The organism is Shewanella sp. WXL01, from assembly GCF_012263345.1.
Lineage (GTDB): Bacteria > Pseudomonadota > Gammaproteobacteria > Enterobacterales > Shewanellaceae > Shewanella > Shewanella maritima.
The window spans coordinates 1,099,880-1,116,124 of record NZ_JAAIKQ010000001.1 but is presented as its reverse complement, the minus strand read 5'-3'; the positions used below and the strand labels follow the sequence as shown (position 1 = coordinate 1,116,124).

Genomic DNA, 16,245 nt, shown 5'->3' with positions numbered 1-16,245 from the left:
TTTTTCAACTTTATCTCTCTCATATCTATTTGGACTAAGCGGCTACAGACATATGGTCATAGCTGCTGACTAGCGCTAGCTAATTAACAACAACTGACTCAGCTAACCTGGTTTGATTGGCTGTGCCTAAGAAAGTTAGAAACTGGGCAGGAGCTAACGGCACACTATATAAGTATCCTTGAATCGCATGGCAATCGTGAGACAAAAAGAACTGTGCTTGTTCTCTGCTCTCGACCCCTTCAGCGACGGTTTTTATGCCAAGGGATTTTGCCAACGACATAGAGGCATTAATCACCGCCATGCTCTTTTTGTCGGTAAACATGTCTCGCACAAAGCTGATATCAATTTTCAGCTCAGAAAATGGCGAACGAATGAGCTGCATCAGTGAAGAGTGGCCTGTGCCAAAATCATCAATTGAAATGTTTACTCCACGCATGCGTAGGCGCGTTAAAATTTCTAATGATTTCGCCAGGTCGAGTGTCATTTCAGTTTCGGTGACTTCCACCGTGAGAAAACGTGGATTCAACTGACTTTTATCCAGCTCAGCCAAAATGTAATTGGCGAGATGAGTATCAGATAAATCACTTGCCGACACGTTGACCGATACACCAATTTCAAACCCAGCTTGATGCCACTGTTTACACTGCTTAACCGCGCTGCGAATAACAAAACGCGCCATTTCCAGTGACAAACCATGACTCATGATAGAGCTTAAAAACTTATCAGGCGTTAGTAGGCCTAAGCTTGGATGCTGCCAACGTACTAAGGCTTCTGCACCAATGACCTGCTCTTTAGCTGGGTCGACATGGGGCTGATAAAACAAGCACAGCTGATTATGAAACATAGCTTGAGTGAGCTCTACGTCAGTAAACCCTTGCGCAGCGCTATCGGTATGCTGTTGAGGTTTATGCGACGTCGTTTGCAACGCTTGCAGCAACACCAGCTCAAGATCTTTGCTAGTAATGGGCTTTTTCAAACTGTTTACACTGGCAAAACCATAGCTTCTAGACATTAGCTTAACCGACTGCAAAATCTCATCAGACTCTGCACTTAGCAGCACGATATGACCGGTAAAATGCAAAGTTGCAATAATTCTTAGTAACTCAATGCCGTCAACACCAGGCATATTTAAATCGCAAAAAATCACGTCTGGCTGAAAACCATTAATCATCGCCAGCATCGCGGCTTCACCATCCTCTGCCGCTACGACTTCTGAATTACATAACTTGGTAACTTGTTTGTTAACTAGGTGGCGTTGAAAGTCGTCATCTTCAACAATCAGAATACGCTCAATCGCGGTTAAATCTTGCTTATTTGAAATATCTAGCATCACAGTTAACTCGCAAGTTGTAGCTGACGGTTCAGCACAGTCATTTCAGAGCTGATATCAGTATTAATTAAACTGCGATTATCCTGCAGTAAGGTTTTGCACTTGGCTACAAGCGATGAAACAGTGTGCTTGTCCCACTCTTGCGGCCAGGCTTTTGATAAGTTCTTCAGCAATAATTCGGCGATAGAGAGGTCATATAACCCCACTTCAAATGCTTTTGAAAGGCGCTTAACACCAGGCTCAAACTGCTGCTTAGCAAAGTCGGCCAACGCTTGATCTTTTAGCTGCGCGACCAATTTTGTCTTAGCGCTGAATTGACCATACCAGGCGCCGTAATATTGCTTAACACACAAGGTGCGCATATCCATTTTAGCAACTGGAATAGTTTCAAATTGCTTTAACATCTTAACCAGGCTTAACTCTCCGCGCAGCCTATGTAGCACCCGTGCATATTCTATTTGTTCTAACTGACTACCACTTTTACCCGCCACAGATTCAGCTAACCACTGCTCATATTCTTCTAATGACTGATTGGCTTTTTCATAGCGGCCAAGCAAGGCATGAGCACGGGCAAACAACAACAGCTCAGCGCCAATATAATATTTCTTTAAAAACTTGCTGCGCCAGGTAATCGCAAGCTTAAGTAACTGATTGATGTAATTACTGCGCTCTTTGATATCAAACTCTTGCTCAGCGGCGTCAAGTAACATGCTGCCTTTACTGAAATAAAGGTCGATATGCTCTCTAAAGGAGTCACGGGTTAAGCGAATAACACGATTAATGCTTTGTAATCCCGTCTCAAAATCACCACTGGCACAGGCAATCTGGAACTGAGTGCCTACCTGCTCAATACTGCTTGGTGCTAGTTTGACGGCTTCATTGATGATGGCTAAGGCTTTTGGCTTATTGTCTTGGCGCAAAGCAATCTCAGCAGCGTACTGCATTGCTTTTGGCTTTTGGAATGGGAAACCTTCTAACTCAGATATGAGTGACTGGGCTTCGTCATAGTGTTGATGTTGAATAGCATGGCGCAGCAATACACCTAGGGCTTTAGTGTGCAGCGTTGAGCCAAGCAAGCTCTTTAACAAGCTCACTCCTACATCTGCATCACCCATTTTAAGGTATGACTTAGCACTTAGGTACTGGCACCACTGCATCAACTCAGGATTAGTGGAGTCATATTGCTTAGCGGTTTCAATCACCAACTCATACTCACGCGCGGTATACATTTTTAGCAGAGGTTCAAGCTCACGTTTACGGCGGGTAAAACGCGGCAGTCGGTCAGCTAGCGTGACATAGTTAAGCGGCTTGATCAGGTAGCCATCGGGATCTTGCTCAGCAAAGCCTGTCACTACGCCCTTACTTGAGTCTCCGGTTACCACTACTAACACACAGCTAGGAGGAAGTAATTTGCTAGATTTCAGTTCATCCAACAACTGAATACCATTTTTGCTGTCGCCCAAGTTATAGTCGAAGAACACAAGCTTCAACTCTTTGGTACGGGCGATCTGCAGCGCCGAGTTAGCGTCAGCAGCAAACAGTACGTTGTCATTATGAAAGCCCATCTTCACTAGCATTCCTTTGAGTGCAGTTCGATACACCGGACAATCATCGATAATCAACACAGACTTTTTACTGTTAACAAACTCGTTAAACTTCATTGGCATCCCCACCCAGTTCAAAATTCGAACAGATGTTACAAAATGCCAATCTATACTTCTGTTACGACAAGAACAGAACCCAATTCATATTCGGCTAATATAACGTCAATTATTGTTGGGGGGATGTATGGTAAATAGTGGCGTTAAGTTGTCATTAAGATCTTTGTTTTTGTTATTTTTTTCTATCGCTTTGCTAAATCAAGCAAGTGCTTATACCGCTATAGAGGTAGTTGATAAAAGCACAGCTACAGAGCAAACAGGTGTACGTCAAACCGCTTCAGAGGCGATTGCAGTTACGTCTGATTCAGCCACTAACGAGCGTCAGACTGATACAAATATAATTGACCACCAGCAAAAACAAACCTTCCGTGTAGGTATTCCTGATATCAACGATATAAGTCAGGATTACAATTTTGATTACTTTCAGGGCATTCAGTTTGTTAAAAAATTCTGGCAATACTGGGGCAAGGAGAACAACTATCACATCGAGTTTGTGGTCATCACCTATGCACAAAGCACTGATGAGCTTCTAGAAAAAGGCGCTTTTGATATTGCGGCGCTTACCACCTATCAACCTACTAAAAGTGAGCGCTACGCCTACAGCGTACCCTATTTCTCGATTGTGCCTGCGGAATATGTATTAAATGAGGCAAAGCAAACTGGCTTAAATATTGGTGTACATTCACCTTATCACTTCAACCTCGGCTGGTCTGGTCAAGCTATTGCTAACCTAACAACAGACAAAAGTTCAGCCAAATTGCTGACAAGTACAGAACCATACGATGTAATTTATAGCTGGCTCCCTAAGCAATTTGAGGTAGAGCTAAGAAAGTCTCAATATGCTGAGCAATACACTCGGGTTAACAATGCTAAACATAAGGTATTTTTAAGAGCAAAAGTAAAACCTGAAAATAAACACCTACTGCAGCAAATTAATACATTCATGCACGGGAAAGGCGGTAAATTGGCAAAAGATTTACCACCAAGCAAGAGTGGTAGCCCAATTATTAATGGTCTGGCTCGCAATTTAAGCGATGATCTTCAACAGTACATCATCGACAACCCAATGGTTAATTATGGTTTTTTAACCGACGGAATTTTGCCTTATATTTATGTTGAAAATGGTGTAGCCAAAGGTTACATCGTGGAACTACTTCAGAAAATCACTGAAAAGACAGGTATTGAATTTAGTTACCATACCTACCGCAATATTCCACTTCTGGTAAAAAGCCTAAAAGAAACAGGCGACGTGCGCTTTGTACCCAATGTCATCCAAACCCCAGAACGTATGGAGCAATTCAACTTTTCAACCGCCTATGAGCCTATTACACCGACACTGGCCGCGATTGCTGATCATGAATTTACCCATATTAGTGAGTTAGAAGGTGCAACCATCGCAGTCGTGCCTGGCGCTTATTTCACTAAGAGATTGAGAACTAGCTTATCCCGAGCCAAGTTCATTGAAGCGCAGACCATTCCTGAAGCACTGAAACTCGTCAACAGTAAGCAGGCTGACTTTTATCTGGGTAGCAGTATTAACACCACTTATTATCGCAGTAAGCTCAGTTACACCAATATGGAACTGACGCAAATTGATATTGGCGATCACAACTACAGTTACCGTTTTGGCTTCAAAAAATCAGAAACCGTCCTAAGAGAACTCGTCAACGCTGCCCTTGCAGATATGAGTACCATGGATATTGAGTCTGTGCGCCAGCAATGGATTAACAGCCTAATTATCGACAATTCCAACAACACCCAATACAACCAACTCTACAAACGTAGCTTGCTTGGCTTTGGTATGTTCTTTGGCATCTTGTTGTTGCTCGCTATTATCTTTAAGTGGCAACTTAGGGTAAAAGCCAGCCACCAAAAAGAGTTAGAGGCTGCGTTAATTAAAGCGCAACAAGCAGAGCTTGCCGCCATTGAAGCGGGTAAATCAAAAACCAACTTCCTTGCTAAAATGAGCCATGAAATCCGTACGCCTATGAACGGTATTCTCGGCATGACCGAGTCGTTAAGTTATACCAATCTATCTCCAGCGCAAACCGACCTGCTCGACACACTAACAGGCTCAGCCAAACATTTAATGGGCCTACTCAATGACGTACTCGACTTCTCCAAAATGGATGCCGACAAGATGGAGTTGGAGCTGATTGAGTTCAATTTACAGTCGATTTTACAGGCAAGCTTAGACAACTTTAAATACAAGGCACAAAGTGCGGGTATCGCGTTGAGCCTGGCGATTGATAGCAGTAAAGATCAGTTATTTATTGGTGACCCAAGCCGTTTAATGCAGGTCGTCAACAACCTTATTTCTAACGCAATTAAGTTTACCGAAAAAGGTAGCATTGATATTCGCGCCCATATAATCAAACAACAAGATGATGTATTCACCGTAAAAATCGACATTCGCGATACAGGTATCGGCATCGATAAAACTAAGCTTGCAGGCTTGTTTAACCCGTTTGAGCAAGCAGAGTCTGACACCACTCGCCGCTTTGGCGGCACAGGTTTAGGGCTAGCTATTTGCCGCGAAATTGTTGAAGCGATGGCAGGTGAAATTAAGGTTTCATCCATCATAGGTCACGGCAGTTTATTTAGCATAGTGTTGCCACTAAAACAGGCTGAGCTAACCTTAACCGAGCATCGTCAAAACCAGCTGCAACCTGTGGTTGGACCGCAATTATATTCGCCGCACACCCTGTCTAAACTGTCAGTACTAATGGCTGAAGATAACCCGGTGAATCGTAAAGTCATCACTGGTCAGCTGCACCGATTGGGCATTTCTGCCGACGTTGCCCATGATGGTCAGCAAGCGCTAGATATGGCAAATGCAAAGCATTATGACCTGATCATCTCGGACTGTCATATGCCAAACCTGGACGGATTTGGCCTAGCTGCAGCCCTAAGAAATGACAAAAAACATGATAATACTTATCTGATCGCACTGACTGCAGACGCCTTAAGCGGCTCAGCGCAGAAGTGTTTGGACGCAGGCTTTGATGACTATCTGTCTAAGCCTTGCCCACAGGATTTACTGTCACAAAAAATCAGCGCTGTTATTGAGCGTTTAGATAACGATGAGCAACACGACATTCAAACTAAAGCCGATCCACTGGCTGAGTTTGACTACATGGATGAAGTTAATCTTGATGAGTTAAACACGCCTGCTGATGTAAACCTTGATGACTTTGATGAAATAGATGAACTTCATCATCAACTAAGCGACTTTGCTAACTTAGGTCAAAGCCAGACTGAGCAGTCTCCTTATAACAGTCCTGCTTTAGCTGAGCTGCAGGATTTATTTGGTGATATCGAGTTAGTCAGTAAGCAACAAACAAAAGTACAGTCGGATGTTGAGCAACAAGTTCGTGCTCAATTTGAGCTCGATGAGTCAGCAGGTGTTGCAGGCGAACCACAAGATTTAAAAGCTAATGACAATATTGAACAAGACGAAATGAGCACACTCGCCGCAGAGTTTGGTCTTGAGTCAATTGAAAACAAACCTGATAACAGCCTTGAGCCAGCAAACAGCCTTGAGCCAGTAAACAGCCTTGCACAAGACACAATCTACCAAGCCAACGATGTACCTCGCACCGCGCCATCTTCAGCTAGTTACTCTAAGCAATTGTTTATTGCAGATAAGCTCATCCAACTGAGTGACGATGACACTGAATTAGCGGTCGATATTTTGTCGGTATTTGTTGAGTCTGCTCCCGCAGATATCAGTAAACTGCGTGAAGCCTATGACACTAAATCGAGTGAAACTCACAATATTGCACATAAAATCAAAGGCTCATTGCGCTATCTTGCTGCAGAGTCGTTAGTAGATGCAGTAACGACTATTGAACGATGGCAGCAAATCACCCATAGCGACGAGCAAAATACCCTAGTTGACAGCTTTTTTAACGATCTTGTTGTCATGCTAGAGCAAGCACAAGCCTGGTATCAAACTCACAAGGTGGCATCATGATTTTGAATATTCCACTGAAAAAACAAGTTTGCTTATTTACCATCATCGCGATTGTGATTGCAGTGATTTATCAGTTCACCGTGAGCATGAGTATCTTTGATAAGCTCAGACAAGACGGAGAAGTGCAGCGTCTTAAAAACCTTGGTGAGGTGATCATCAAGCTGGAAACTCGCCGCTTTGAAGATCTTTCCACCATGACCCAGGACTATGCCATTTGGGAGCAAACCTATAATACGATTGAGGAGTTCAATCGCACTGGTAAACAAAAACAAATCTCTACTGCGACCGCAATAATTGAAGCCGAGCAACTGCAGCTATCTAATCTGGTAGCAATGCGCCTAAGTAATAATGCAAACCAAACCGTTAAAACCACCAGCATTTTTGACGACACCACTCATAACCAACTAATGAGTCTGTTTTCAGTTCAAGAAAGCCTGAACCCAGAGAAAGGTATCGTGATTTTGAACGGTCAAATCATTGATTATGTTTCCATGCATGTAAAACAAGCTGAAAACAAACTACATAGCAACGGCATGCTGACTTTCTTTCGTAAACAAAACCAAATGGTCATAGACGATATTGCCGAAGACTTTGGCGTTGATATTCATCAGCAAATCAAAGTCGGTGACGGCAAGCCATTTCGCGTGGAAATAGATGATATTATTACAACCAAGTTGCAGCTACACCAATGGTCTGGCGATACGATTATTGGTAACTTTTCATTGCACCTTAAAGGTAGAGTAATGCCGGTTGAGCTGTCGGTCGCAATCCCTGTTAACCAAACCATGCGCCAAAAACTCAGTATTATTTTGGTAATTCAATCGTCCATTTTGATTATTGCAGCATTGATTTGGGTAAGCTTCATGCGCCGCAAGGTAGTATTGCCAATCAGCGCTGTGATTGAGCAAGTTAATACAGCAAAACAGGTTAATGCCAGCCACCTGCCAAAGCTTGAAAATATACAAAGCGGCAGCCACTTTGAAATTGATCAACTGATCAACGATATCAATCATTTCTCGAGCCAACAGCAACAGCAACTTGAACGTTTTAAGCAGTTACTCGATGCTAGTCAGGACCTGATTATTATGGTTAATACTGAGCAGGAAATTGATAGCGTCAACCAAAAAGCGCAGCAATGGCTAACAGTCGATACCAAGCAGCTTGTCGGACAACCTGTGGACTTTTGCTTACAGCAAGCTTCACCATTTAAGTATTCCATTGCCTATGTGATAAATCAGGTGTTTACCAGCAAACAGCCACAAACTATGCCTGTGAAGCTAAAAAATAACCTGGCTAACTCGCCAGAAATTCACGGTCAAATTGTAGTGAGCTTTTTGATGGATGAGCAGCAACAGCCAAAAGTGATGTTGTCGATTCAGCCTAAGTACAACCTGATATAAGAGCGATACAACCTAGCGTAGTCAGCTAATTATTAAAGCTGCTAAATCTTGAAAACACTAGAATTTACAGGCAAAGCCTAATTGATGATACCCACCGACCAAAGCAGGTGATTAAGGGCCTGAAAAGCAAAACGCTAACCCAAAGGTTAGCGTTTTTCATGCCAGTAATATTCAAACTCGTTACTCTGGATCCGCTGATGCAACCCGGGTAAATCCAGCAAGGTGATCCTACCTCGGTCAATGGCTATTAATCCTTCATTGACTAACGCTTTTAAGGTTTCATTGGTGCGTGGGCGGCTCACATTGATAATTTCGCTAAGCAGTTGCTGAGTAATCGACAATGATGGTTTTACACCTGCTGGCGTTTCAACCTTACGCATCATTTCCGTTAGGTAAAAAATCACCTTAGACTCAGGCTTAAAAAAGCTAATATGCGAGCTTTGCATTAGTTTATTGGTCATCCGCTTAGCAAGATAAAACAGAAACTGATACACAGAGCTATCCTGTTGCATTAACTCTACTATTGCTTTCTCTGGGATATACAAAAACTCGCTATCTTGTACTTCATTAACGGCGATATTGGCTTTTAATGAAGCTAACGCTGTCTTAACTGGCGTTAATGCCAAGCCATCATCAATACGATTAACCCCAGCCCAATCGCCTTTACCCACAACCAAAGACACGAGTAACTGCCCATCCAACCGGGTATTACTCATGGTGCTAATACCTTTAGTGCAATAAAGCAGTCCACGAAAAGTCGGGTCATCAAACATTTTGTTCAGTACATCTATGCCTTGATAAGGCTGACTCGCCTCGAGCAATTTTTGCTGCACGTTACTGTCCATTTTGCATGGCCAGTTTATTTCATCGATTGTATACGGCTTACTCAAACTCATATCCTTAATGCCGCTTCGTCACAGTCACCCCTGCTGTGCAAAGCTTATTTATCGGTAAATCTGACTCTTTAATGGAATTGAGTCACTGTTAAACCATTTTTTATATAATTTACGGTATTCGTTTGTGGCTTTAAACTCAACAAGTGTATCAAACCATTGATTAATTATTTGATCCTGCGTTTGTTTTGAAAAAGCAAAGTACAAGGTAAGCTCAGAAAGATTCACAGCCACTTTAACCCGGTCTTGTTCGGCATTGATTAAATTAAGCATGAAAGGCACCCCAAGGTCAGCCTGACACCAGAAACGAATGCGTCCTTTAAGCAGTTGTTGCGCGGTTTGTTTAGGAAAGCTAGCAATAGAAAAGTTACTTAACCCATGTTTTTTTAGTTGATACTCGCAGGCGCCATCACGATAAATGCCTATGCGCCCTTGACCGCTAAGCTCACTAGGGTTAGCAAACTCAGCGCTGTCATCTGCGCGCATATACACAGCAATATTGCCTTCGGCTACAGGGCCAACAAAGCTAAAGTGTTCTAATCGTTCAGGGGTTTTGACCATTGAAATCAGCAATACATTGGCGCGACTACGCCCTAACTGCTGCGCCCTTGCCCAGGGAAGAAAAAAGATGTCTTGGCGCATACCCAGGCGCTGCTGAATGTGATTTACCAACTCAATAGCAAAGCCTTTATGCTCTCCATTTTGATGAAAACTCACTGGTGGCCAGTCTTCAGCAATAATGGTTAAACGCTCATCGGTGGCAAATGCCCCACGTGATAAAAAAGCATATAAGATTAAAATAACCGCAGCGGCGAGCTTCAATAGTGACTCCTATTATAATTATTTGTCTCTATGCGACTTGCATTGGCGTATAATCGACAACGAACAACACTCGCAGATAAATCAACCACATGGTTCAACACGCATGACACAACAACCCCAAGCCAATAGCGGTAACACCTGTGTGACCTCGTCATATTTAAGTGTAACCGAACTAGATGAACTTGCTGGCAAAATCAAAGTTTGGGGTCAGGAATTAGGTTTCGCTCATGTCGGCATTACTCACGTCGATTTATCTGCGCATGAAAATAAACTACAGCAATGGTTAGACAACAACTACCATGGTGAAATGAGCTACATGGCAACCCATGGCATGATGCGCGCTCGCCCGGCAGAGCTGCACCCAGGCACAATTAGAGTGATCAGCGCGCGTATGGACTATCTTCCACCCAACGCCGGTTTCGCTACCAACCTTGCTGACCCTAACCTAGGTTATATATCACGCTACGCTGGCGGACGTGACTATCATAAACTCATGCGCCAACGCCTTAAGAAACTCGGTGAGAAAATTAGCTCCCACTGTGAAAGCTTAGGTTCTAGCAAGCACAATTTTCGTCCTTTTGTCGATTCAGCACCTATTCTCGAGCGGCCACTCGCTGACAACGCAGGCCTAGGTTGGACCGGCAAGCACACCTTACTCATTCATCCAGAGGCCGGCAGCTGGTTCTTCTTAGGTGAGCTGCTCGTTGATATTCCACTGCCAATCGATGAACCAATTGCGCCGCAATGCAACACCTGCGTAGCCTGCATAAAATCTTGCCCAACCGATGCCATCGTGGCTGAAGGTATTGTCGATGCCCGCCGCTGCATCTCCTATTTAACTATTGAGCTTCAAGGCGTCATCCCAGTTGAATTTAGGGAAGCTATTGGCAATCGCATTTACGGGTGTGATGACTGTCAGTTAGTGTGCCCGTTTAATGCGAGCGCGCCACTGACCCAAGAGCGCGACTTTCACACCCGCGACAACCTAATTCAGCCAGATTTGCTCACCCTATTTGCCTGGGATGAACAACACTTTTTAACCACAACTCAAGGCAGTGCTATCCGCCGTATTGGTCATAAAAGCTGGCTAAGAAATATTGCTATTGCGCTGGGCAACGCGCCATACAGTGAAGATATTGTTCAAGCGCTACAAGACAAGCGCAGCTCACAGCAAGTTGATGACATGGTAATAGAACACATCGACTGGGCAATAGAGCGACAGCAAACTAAAAGCGTTGAGATTAGCCGCAAAACCCAAAGGGTTATCAGAACAGTACAAAAAGGGTTAAGCCGCGATGCTTAAACTAGAGATGATGAGTCGATAGCGATGCAAATTAGCTAACTCGCCATTACAGATCCAACGTAGCATACCGAGCCTAAACTAGCAGCGGCGCGGGCGAGGTAGCTTAGGTAGCTCGAGTCCTACGTGAAGTAAGCGTACCATTAATGGTAATAATGGCATTAGCACAAACCACACAGCCAACGGCATAAAATCAGGTTTAGTGTCGCACACGGGAGCGGGTTCCATATGACAAGTGCGAAACTCATCATTTTGATTAGCAAATGAATAATCTGGCGTAACGTTAATCGCTTCAACTGGGATCATTACCTGACCAAATGCTTGAGCTGGTAAAATGCATAAACACAGAACAAACAGCATAAACTGACGATTAAAAAACAACACATTTACCTCCCATCATACGATTAATCACTCACGTTATTCGCCACAAATGTTCTTCAAAGAACAGACAGAGCGCCAAATTTCAGTGCGTATAGTTAAACGGCAATCGTCAATAAGATAAAGCGGTAAATTTTATGGATTTTTCATTTGTTGATCTGCAACAGCCTTTCAAGACAAAAGCGAACCTGTATCACGGGTTCGCTTTTTAAGGTTAAGTTAAGACTGTTAACACAATTGGCGTCTAAGTTCTCTTGTTGCTGCAACAATATTAACCAATGCAGGCTCAACCTCATCCCAAGTTCGGGTTTTTAAACCACAATCTGGGTTAACCCAAAGTCGAGACACAGGGATTTTATCCGCCGCTTTTTGCAATAAGTGAGTAATATCTTGCTGTTTAGGAATGTTCGGTGAATGAATATCATAAACACCAGGGCCAATCTCATTCGGGTAAGCAAAATCCTCAAACGCATCAAGTAATGCCATTTGCGAGCGCGAAGTTTCAATGGTTATTACATCCGCATCCATTGCCGCAATCGCTTCAATAGTATGATTGAACTCGCTATAACACATATGGGTATGGATCTGGGTTTTATCCTCAACACCACTGGCACTTAACCTAAACGCCTTCACCGCCCAATCAAGATAACCTTGCCACTCACTTTGCTTAATCGGTAACCCTTCCCTAAAGGCTGGCTCATCAATTTGGATAATACCTATCCCTGCTTGTTCAAGGTCTACAACCTCATCTCGTATCGCCAGTCCAATTTGGTTAGCAATCACCTCGCGGTCAATATCTTCGCGAGCAAACGACCAATGTAAAATGGTAACAGGTCCAGTCAACATACCTTTCACCGGCTTGTCGGTTAGGCTTTGAGCATAGGTTGTCCAATCTAGCGTCATTGGTTTCGCGCGGCTAACATCACCATAGATGAGCGGCGGTTTAACACAACGTGAACCATAGCTTTGTACCCAACCTTTTTGCGTAAAGGCAAAACCTTCGAGCTGCTCGCCAAAATACTCCACCATGTCGTTACGCTCTGATTCACCATGAACCAGCACATCAATGCCAATACTCGACTGACGCTCAATGGTGTCTTTAATCACTGCTTTTATATGCTGCTGATAATCAAGTTCAGCAAGCTCGCCTTGACGCCAGCGGCGGCGCAGACCTCGAATCGCAGCAGTTTGCGGGAATGAACCAATCGTTGTAATAGGCAAACTTGGCAGTTTTAACGCATTGGCTTGTGCAACTTGGCGCTGCTTGTAAGCACTGCCGCGCTCAAAATCTTGCTCAGTGAGATTATTAAGACGTTGATAGACGGCCTCGTTACGCCTTGCACTACGTGCTTGCTTGCGCTTAGCACAAAGGCTACGTATATGTTGGCTGCGCTCACTTTGTGGATGGGTAACAAGATGCCCCAGTTCAGTTAGCTCATTGAGTTTTTGCTTGGCAAACGCTAGCTGCAGCTTAAGCTCATCATTTAGCTCAGTCTCAGCATCAAGATCCACAGGGCTATGTAGCAGCGAACAAGACGGCGCCAGCCAGATTTGCTCATCATAATCATTGATTAAGCTTTGTACTTGCTCAGCAATATCGTCAATATCTGCTGCCCACACGTTGCGACCGTTAATGACCCCCAGCGACAGCACTTTTTGCTGTTCAAGCGTTGGTAAAAACGGTGCTGCAGTTTGGCTGCCCGCAACCAGGTCAATATGCAGACCTTCAACCGGCAGTTGATTAACAAGCTGGGCATGGTGCTGAATGTCACCATAATAGCTAGCAAGTAAGACTTTAATAGACGAGGGCTTGCTATCAGCAAAATACTGATAAGTTTGGCTAATAGCCTGCTGCCAGCTCTGACTCAGCTCGCTAGCGAGTATAGGCTCATCAAACTGCACCCAAGTCACACCTTGCTCTGCAAATCGCTGTAATATAATTTCATAAACTGGCAGTAATTTCGTCAATAGTTGTAGCTTATCGAACTCGCCTTTTGCTTGAGACAAGGCTAAAAAGCTCACTGGGCCAAGTAACACAGGTTTTGGCTGATGACCGCAGGCTTTAGCCTGCTCTACCTCTTCAAAGATTTGCTCAAATGCCAACTCAAACACCTGATCTTGTTCTAATTCAGGTACTTGATAATGATAGTTAGTATTAAAAAACTTCTTCATTGCGCTAGCACTTGCTTGCTCGCCATTCACCTCAGCGCCCCGGGCAATATTGAACAAAGTGTCTAGGGTAATCTTTGCTGCAGTGCCGTCTGCATTGAGTTGGCGATGGCGCGCCGGAATAACATTGAGCGTCGCGCTTAACGTTAAAACATGGTCATAGTATGCAAAGTCACCAACCGGGATAAGCTCGATACCGGCGTCAGCCTGCCATTGCCAGTGAGTTTGCTTAAGGGTTAGCGCTTGAGCTTCTAACTGCGCCTGATCAATCTCTCCGCGCCAATATTGCTCTAAAGCGAACTTTAACTCGCGATCACGACCAATCCTTGGAAATCCTAAGTTTGTAATTTTCATACCCTTTTCTCCTAACACAGCAGTAATTGTTGCCTATATGTAAAAAAATTACACAGGCGTCTGGACGTCTAGAAGTTTATTGTGTTAGTCTGAATGCAATCAATCGAATTGATTTCAATGGCAACGTGAACAGATTTCATGTGGGGACAAAATGATAGAGCTAAGACACCTTCGCACTTTAATGGCGTTAAAAGAGAGCGGCAGTTTAGCGGGCGCAGCAAAGAAGCGCTTTGTAACTCAATCTGCCTTGTCACATCAAATTAAGGAACTGGAAACTCGCATTAACTCTGCGATTTTTGTTCGTAAAAGCAAACCGTTAGCCTTTACCCATGAAGGTGCGCGCTTGCTCGATCTTGCCGAAGAAATTCTGCCGAAAGTGATCGAAACTGAGTCTGATCTGAAACGCGGCCTAGAGGGAGAAGCCCAAAGCTTTAAACTGGGCATCGAGTGTCATAGCTGCTTTCGCTGGCTAATGCCTGTCATTGAAGAGTTCAAAGCTCAATTTCCACAGGCACAAATCGATATTTCTAGCCGCTATGCATTTGACTCGCTCAATGCGCTGCAGTCTGGTGAGCTGGATATTGTATTGACTTCAGACCCTGTGCCGGGGCACACGGTGTCGTATCAACACCTATTCGACTTTGAAGTTAAACTGCTGGTTTCGACCGAGCATCCACTTGCAGCAAAATCTGTGGTTGCGCCAAGCGACTTAGGCCAGCAAGCCATTATTAGCTATCCAGTGCCGCTAACTAAACTTGATTTATACAAACACTTTTTGGAGCCAGCAGGTGTTGAACCTGGAGTGCAAAAGCAATGTGAGCTCACACCAATGCTGCTGCAACGTGTCGCCTGTAATGACGGCGTGACGACTTTGCCGAACTGGTCTATGAATGAGGGTCAAGGCTTGAGCTTGAAAGCGCTAAAACTAGGCAGTGAAGGATTGAAGAGGCCGCTGTTTGGTGCGTATCGTCGCAACACAACCAACACCAACCTCATCCATAAATGGTTTGAGCTAGTCGCTCAGGAAGGGCTAAAACTACAGCGCATGAATTAATACCGCTTTACAGGAACAGCTCACTTATAAAGCAACTGCTCGCTTACAAAGGGTTAATCAGCAGTTGTCTCTTGGCCAATACTCGCCTTAGCACAAGCCCTGCCGAATTAGGGTTTGTGGTTTGTGCGAGGTTATGGGCAACCATAAACTCCTGCCTTAAATCGTCATCTAAGCCTAAATTTTCAAACGCATCTAATGACAACGATTTTTGCTGCTTATCAATTATCGACTTTACGATTCGCAGTGACAGCGGCGGCTCAGCATTGGCATTTAAATAAGCAAACGCAGTTAAAGTGATCACCTGCCCAAACACACTAAATAGCGCTAGGGTTTGCACTTCGTCAACATCAATATTGACCTGTTTGCCTGCATCAACATCTTGCTTGATTAACTCTAAAGCAGAGCTGGCAATATCCTCAGTTAGCTGCCAATAACCGTGTACTAACTTACGGTATGGCTCAACTAAAGCATCAAGTCGCTCTTTTAAATAAAACGCAAAAGCGTAGCGATAAATATTCACCTGCCCTAAACGGATAAGCGCATCTTTCACACTGCGATTTTTTGATTGCACAGCGCCTGCGGCTTGAGCTGAATTGGCGCGAATAAGTAAGTGCGCAGCTAACGCGGGGTCGGCCGATACTGTATCGATAACCACACGAATATCAGCTTCATTGATTAAGGCTTTTTTTAGCGGAGTGAGAATGTCTCGGCGACCTAACACTTGCTCTTCATTGCTAATGATAGCTCGTACCTGATCGAACACTTCACGCTCTAATGACGTCATATTTATCCAGCACCTTGTTATTATTTTTACCTTGGAATTTATCCATAGAAGTGAGCCCTAGGTCAAGCTATCAGCACCAAAGAATACAAAAAAAGCCAGCATAGTGTGCTGGCTATTATCTTCA

General features: G+C 44.0%; 11 protein-coding genes. 4 read left to right on the top strand and 7 right to left on the bottom strand.

Features of this window, described 5'->3' with window-relative positions; translation table 11 throughout:
- Positions 1-79: 79 nt before the first annotated feature.
- Entirely contained in the window at positions 80-1,330 is a 1,251-nt protein-coding gene (locus G3R49_RS04775; protein ID WP_167868792.1) for an EAL domain-containing protein, read from the bottom strand.
- A gap of 5 nt (positions 1,331-1,335) precedes the next feature.
- Positions 1,336-2,991 (bottom strand): response regulator, encoded by a 1,656-nt coding sequence (locus G3R49_RS04770; protein ID WP_167868791.1) that lies wholly within the window; start codon positions 2,989-2,991, stop codon positions 1,336-1,338.
- A gap of 127 nt (positions 2,992-3,118) precedes the next feature.
- On the opposite strand from G3R49_RS04770, the gene G3R49_RS04765 reads away from it, so the two are divergent.
- Together G3R49_RS04765 and G3R49_RS04760 are read left to right on the top strand one after the other, a co-directional pair.
- Positions 3,119-6,967 carry a transporter substrate-binding domain-containing protein gene (locus G3R49_RS04765; RefSeq protein WP_167868790.1) on the top strand — a complete coding sequence of 1,283 codons (3,849 nt, stop codon included), beginning with the start codon at positions 3,119-3,121 and terminating at the stop codon, positions 6,965-6,967.
- Positions 6,964-8,367 carry a CHASE4 domain-containing protein gene (locus tag G3R49_RS04760; RefSeq protein WP_167868789.1) on the top strand — a complete coding sequence of 468 codons (1,404 nt, stop codon included), beginning with the start codon at positions 6,964-6,966 and terminating at the stop codon, positions 8,365-8,367. The genes G3R49_RS04765 and G3R49_RS04760 overlap by 4 nt, the downstream gene beginning before the upstream one ends.
- A gap of 146 nt (positions 8,368-8,513) precedes the next feature.
- On the opposite strand, the gene G3R49_RS04755 is transcribed toward G3R49_RS04760, so the two are convergent.
- Positions 8,514-9,257, bottom strand: a complete 744-nt coding sequence (locus tag G3R49_RS04755) for a Crp/Fnr family transcriptional regulator (RefSeq protein ID WP_165398967.1) — start codon at positions 9,255-9,257, stop codon at positions 8,514-8,516.
- Positions 9,258-9,311: 54 nt separating this feature from the next.
- Positions 9,312-10,082: an ABC transporter substrate-binding protein gene (locus tag G3R49_RS04750; RefSeq protein WP_167868788.1), complete on the bottom strand. Its 771-nt coding sequence runs from the start codon at positions 10,080-10,082 to the stop codon at positions 9,312-9,314.
- 103 nt (positions 10,083-10,185) lie between these two features.
- Between G3R49_RS04750 and queG the strand changes: the two genes are divergently transcribed.
- Positions 10,186-11,385: a tRNA epoxyqueuosine(34) reductase QueG gene (queG, locus tag G3R49_RS04745; protein ID WP_167868787.1), complete on the top strand. Its 1,200-nt coding sequence runs from the start codon at positions 10,186-10,188 to the stop codon at positions 11,383-11,385.
- Positions 11,386-11,463: 78 nt separating this feature from the next.
- Here the strand turns inward: queG and G3R49_RS04740 are convergent, their stop codons facing one another.
- Together G3R49_RS04740 and metE are read right to left on the bottom strand one after the other, a co-directional pair.
- A complete protein-coding gene (locus tag G3R49_RS04740; protein WP_167868786.1) occupies positions 11,464-11,766 on the bottom strand; it encodes a hypothetical protein in 303 nt (100 codons plus the stop codon).
- 222 nt (positions 11,767-11,988) lie between these two features.
- On the bottom strand, positions 11,989-14,283 hold the full coding sequence (gene metE, locus G3R49_RS04735; RefSeq protein ID WP_167868785.1) for a 5-methyltetrahydropteroyltriglutamate--homocysteine S-methyltransferase: 2,295 nt from the start codon (positions 14,281-14,283) through the stop codon (positions 11,989-11,991).
- 151 nt (positions 14,284-14,434) lie between these two features.
- On the opposite strand from metE, the gene G3R49_RS04730 reads away from it, so the two are divergent.
- On the top strand, positions 14,435-15,337 hold the full coding sequence (locus G3R49_RS04730; protein ID WP_130598040.1) for a LysR family transcriptional regulator: 903 nt from the start codon (positions 14,435-14,437) through the stop codon (positions 15,335-15,337).
- 43 nt (positions 15,338-15,380) lie between these two features.
- On the opposite strand, the gene G3R49_RS04725 is transcribed toward G3R49_RS04730, so the two are convergent.
- Positions 15,381-16,121 carry an HDOD domain-containing protein gene (locus G3R49_RS04725; RefSeq protein ID WP_167868784.1) on the bottom strand — a complete coding sequence of 247 codons (741 nt, stop codon included), beginning with the start codon at positions 16,119-16,121 and terminating at the stop codon, positions 15,381-15,383.
- Positions 16,122-16,245 lie beyond the last annotated feature (124 nt).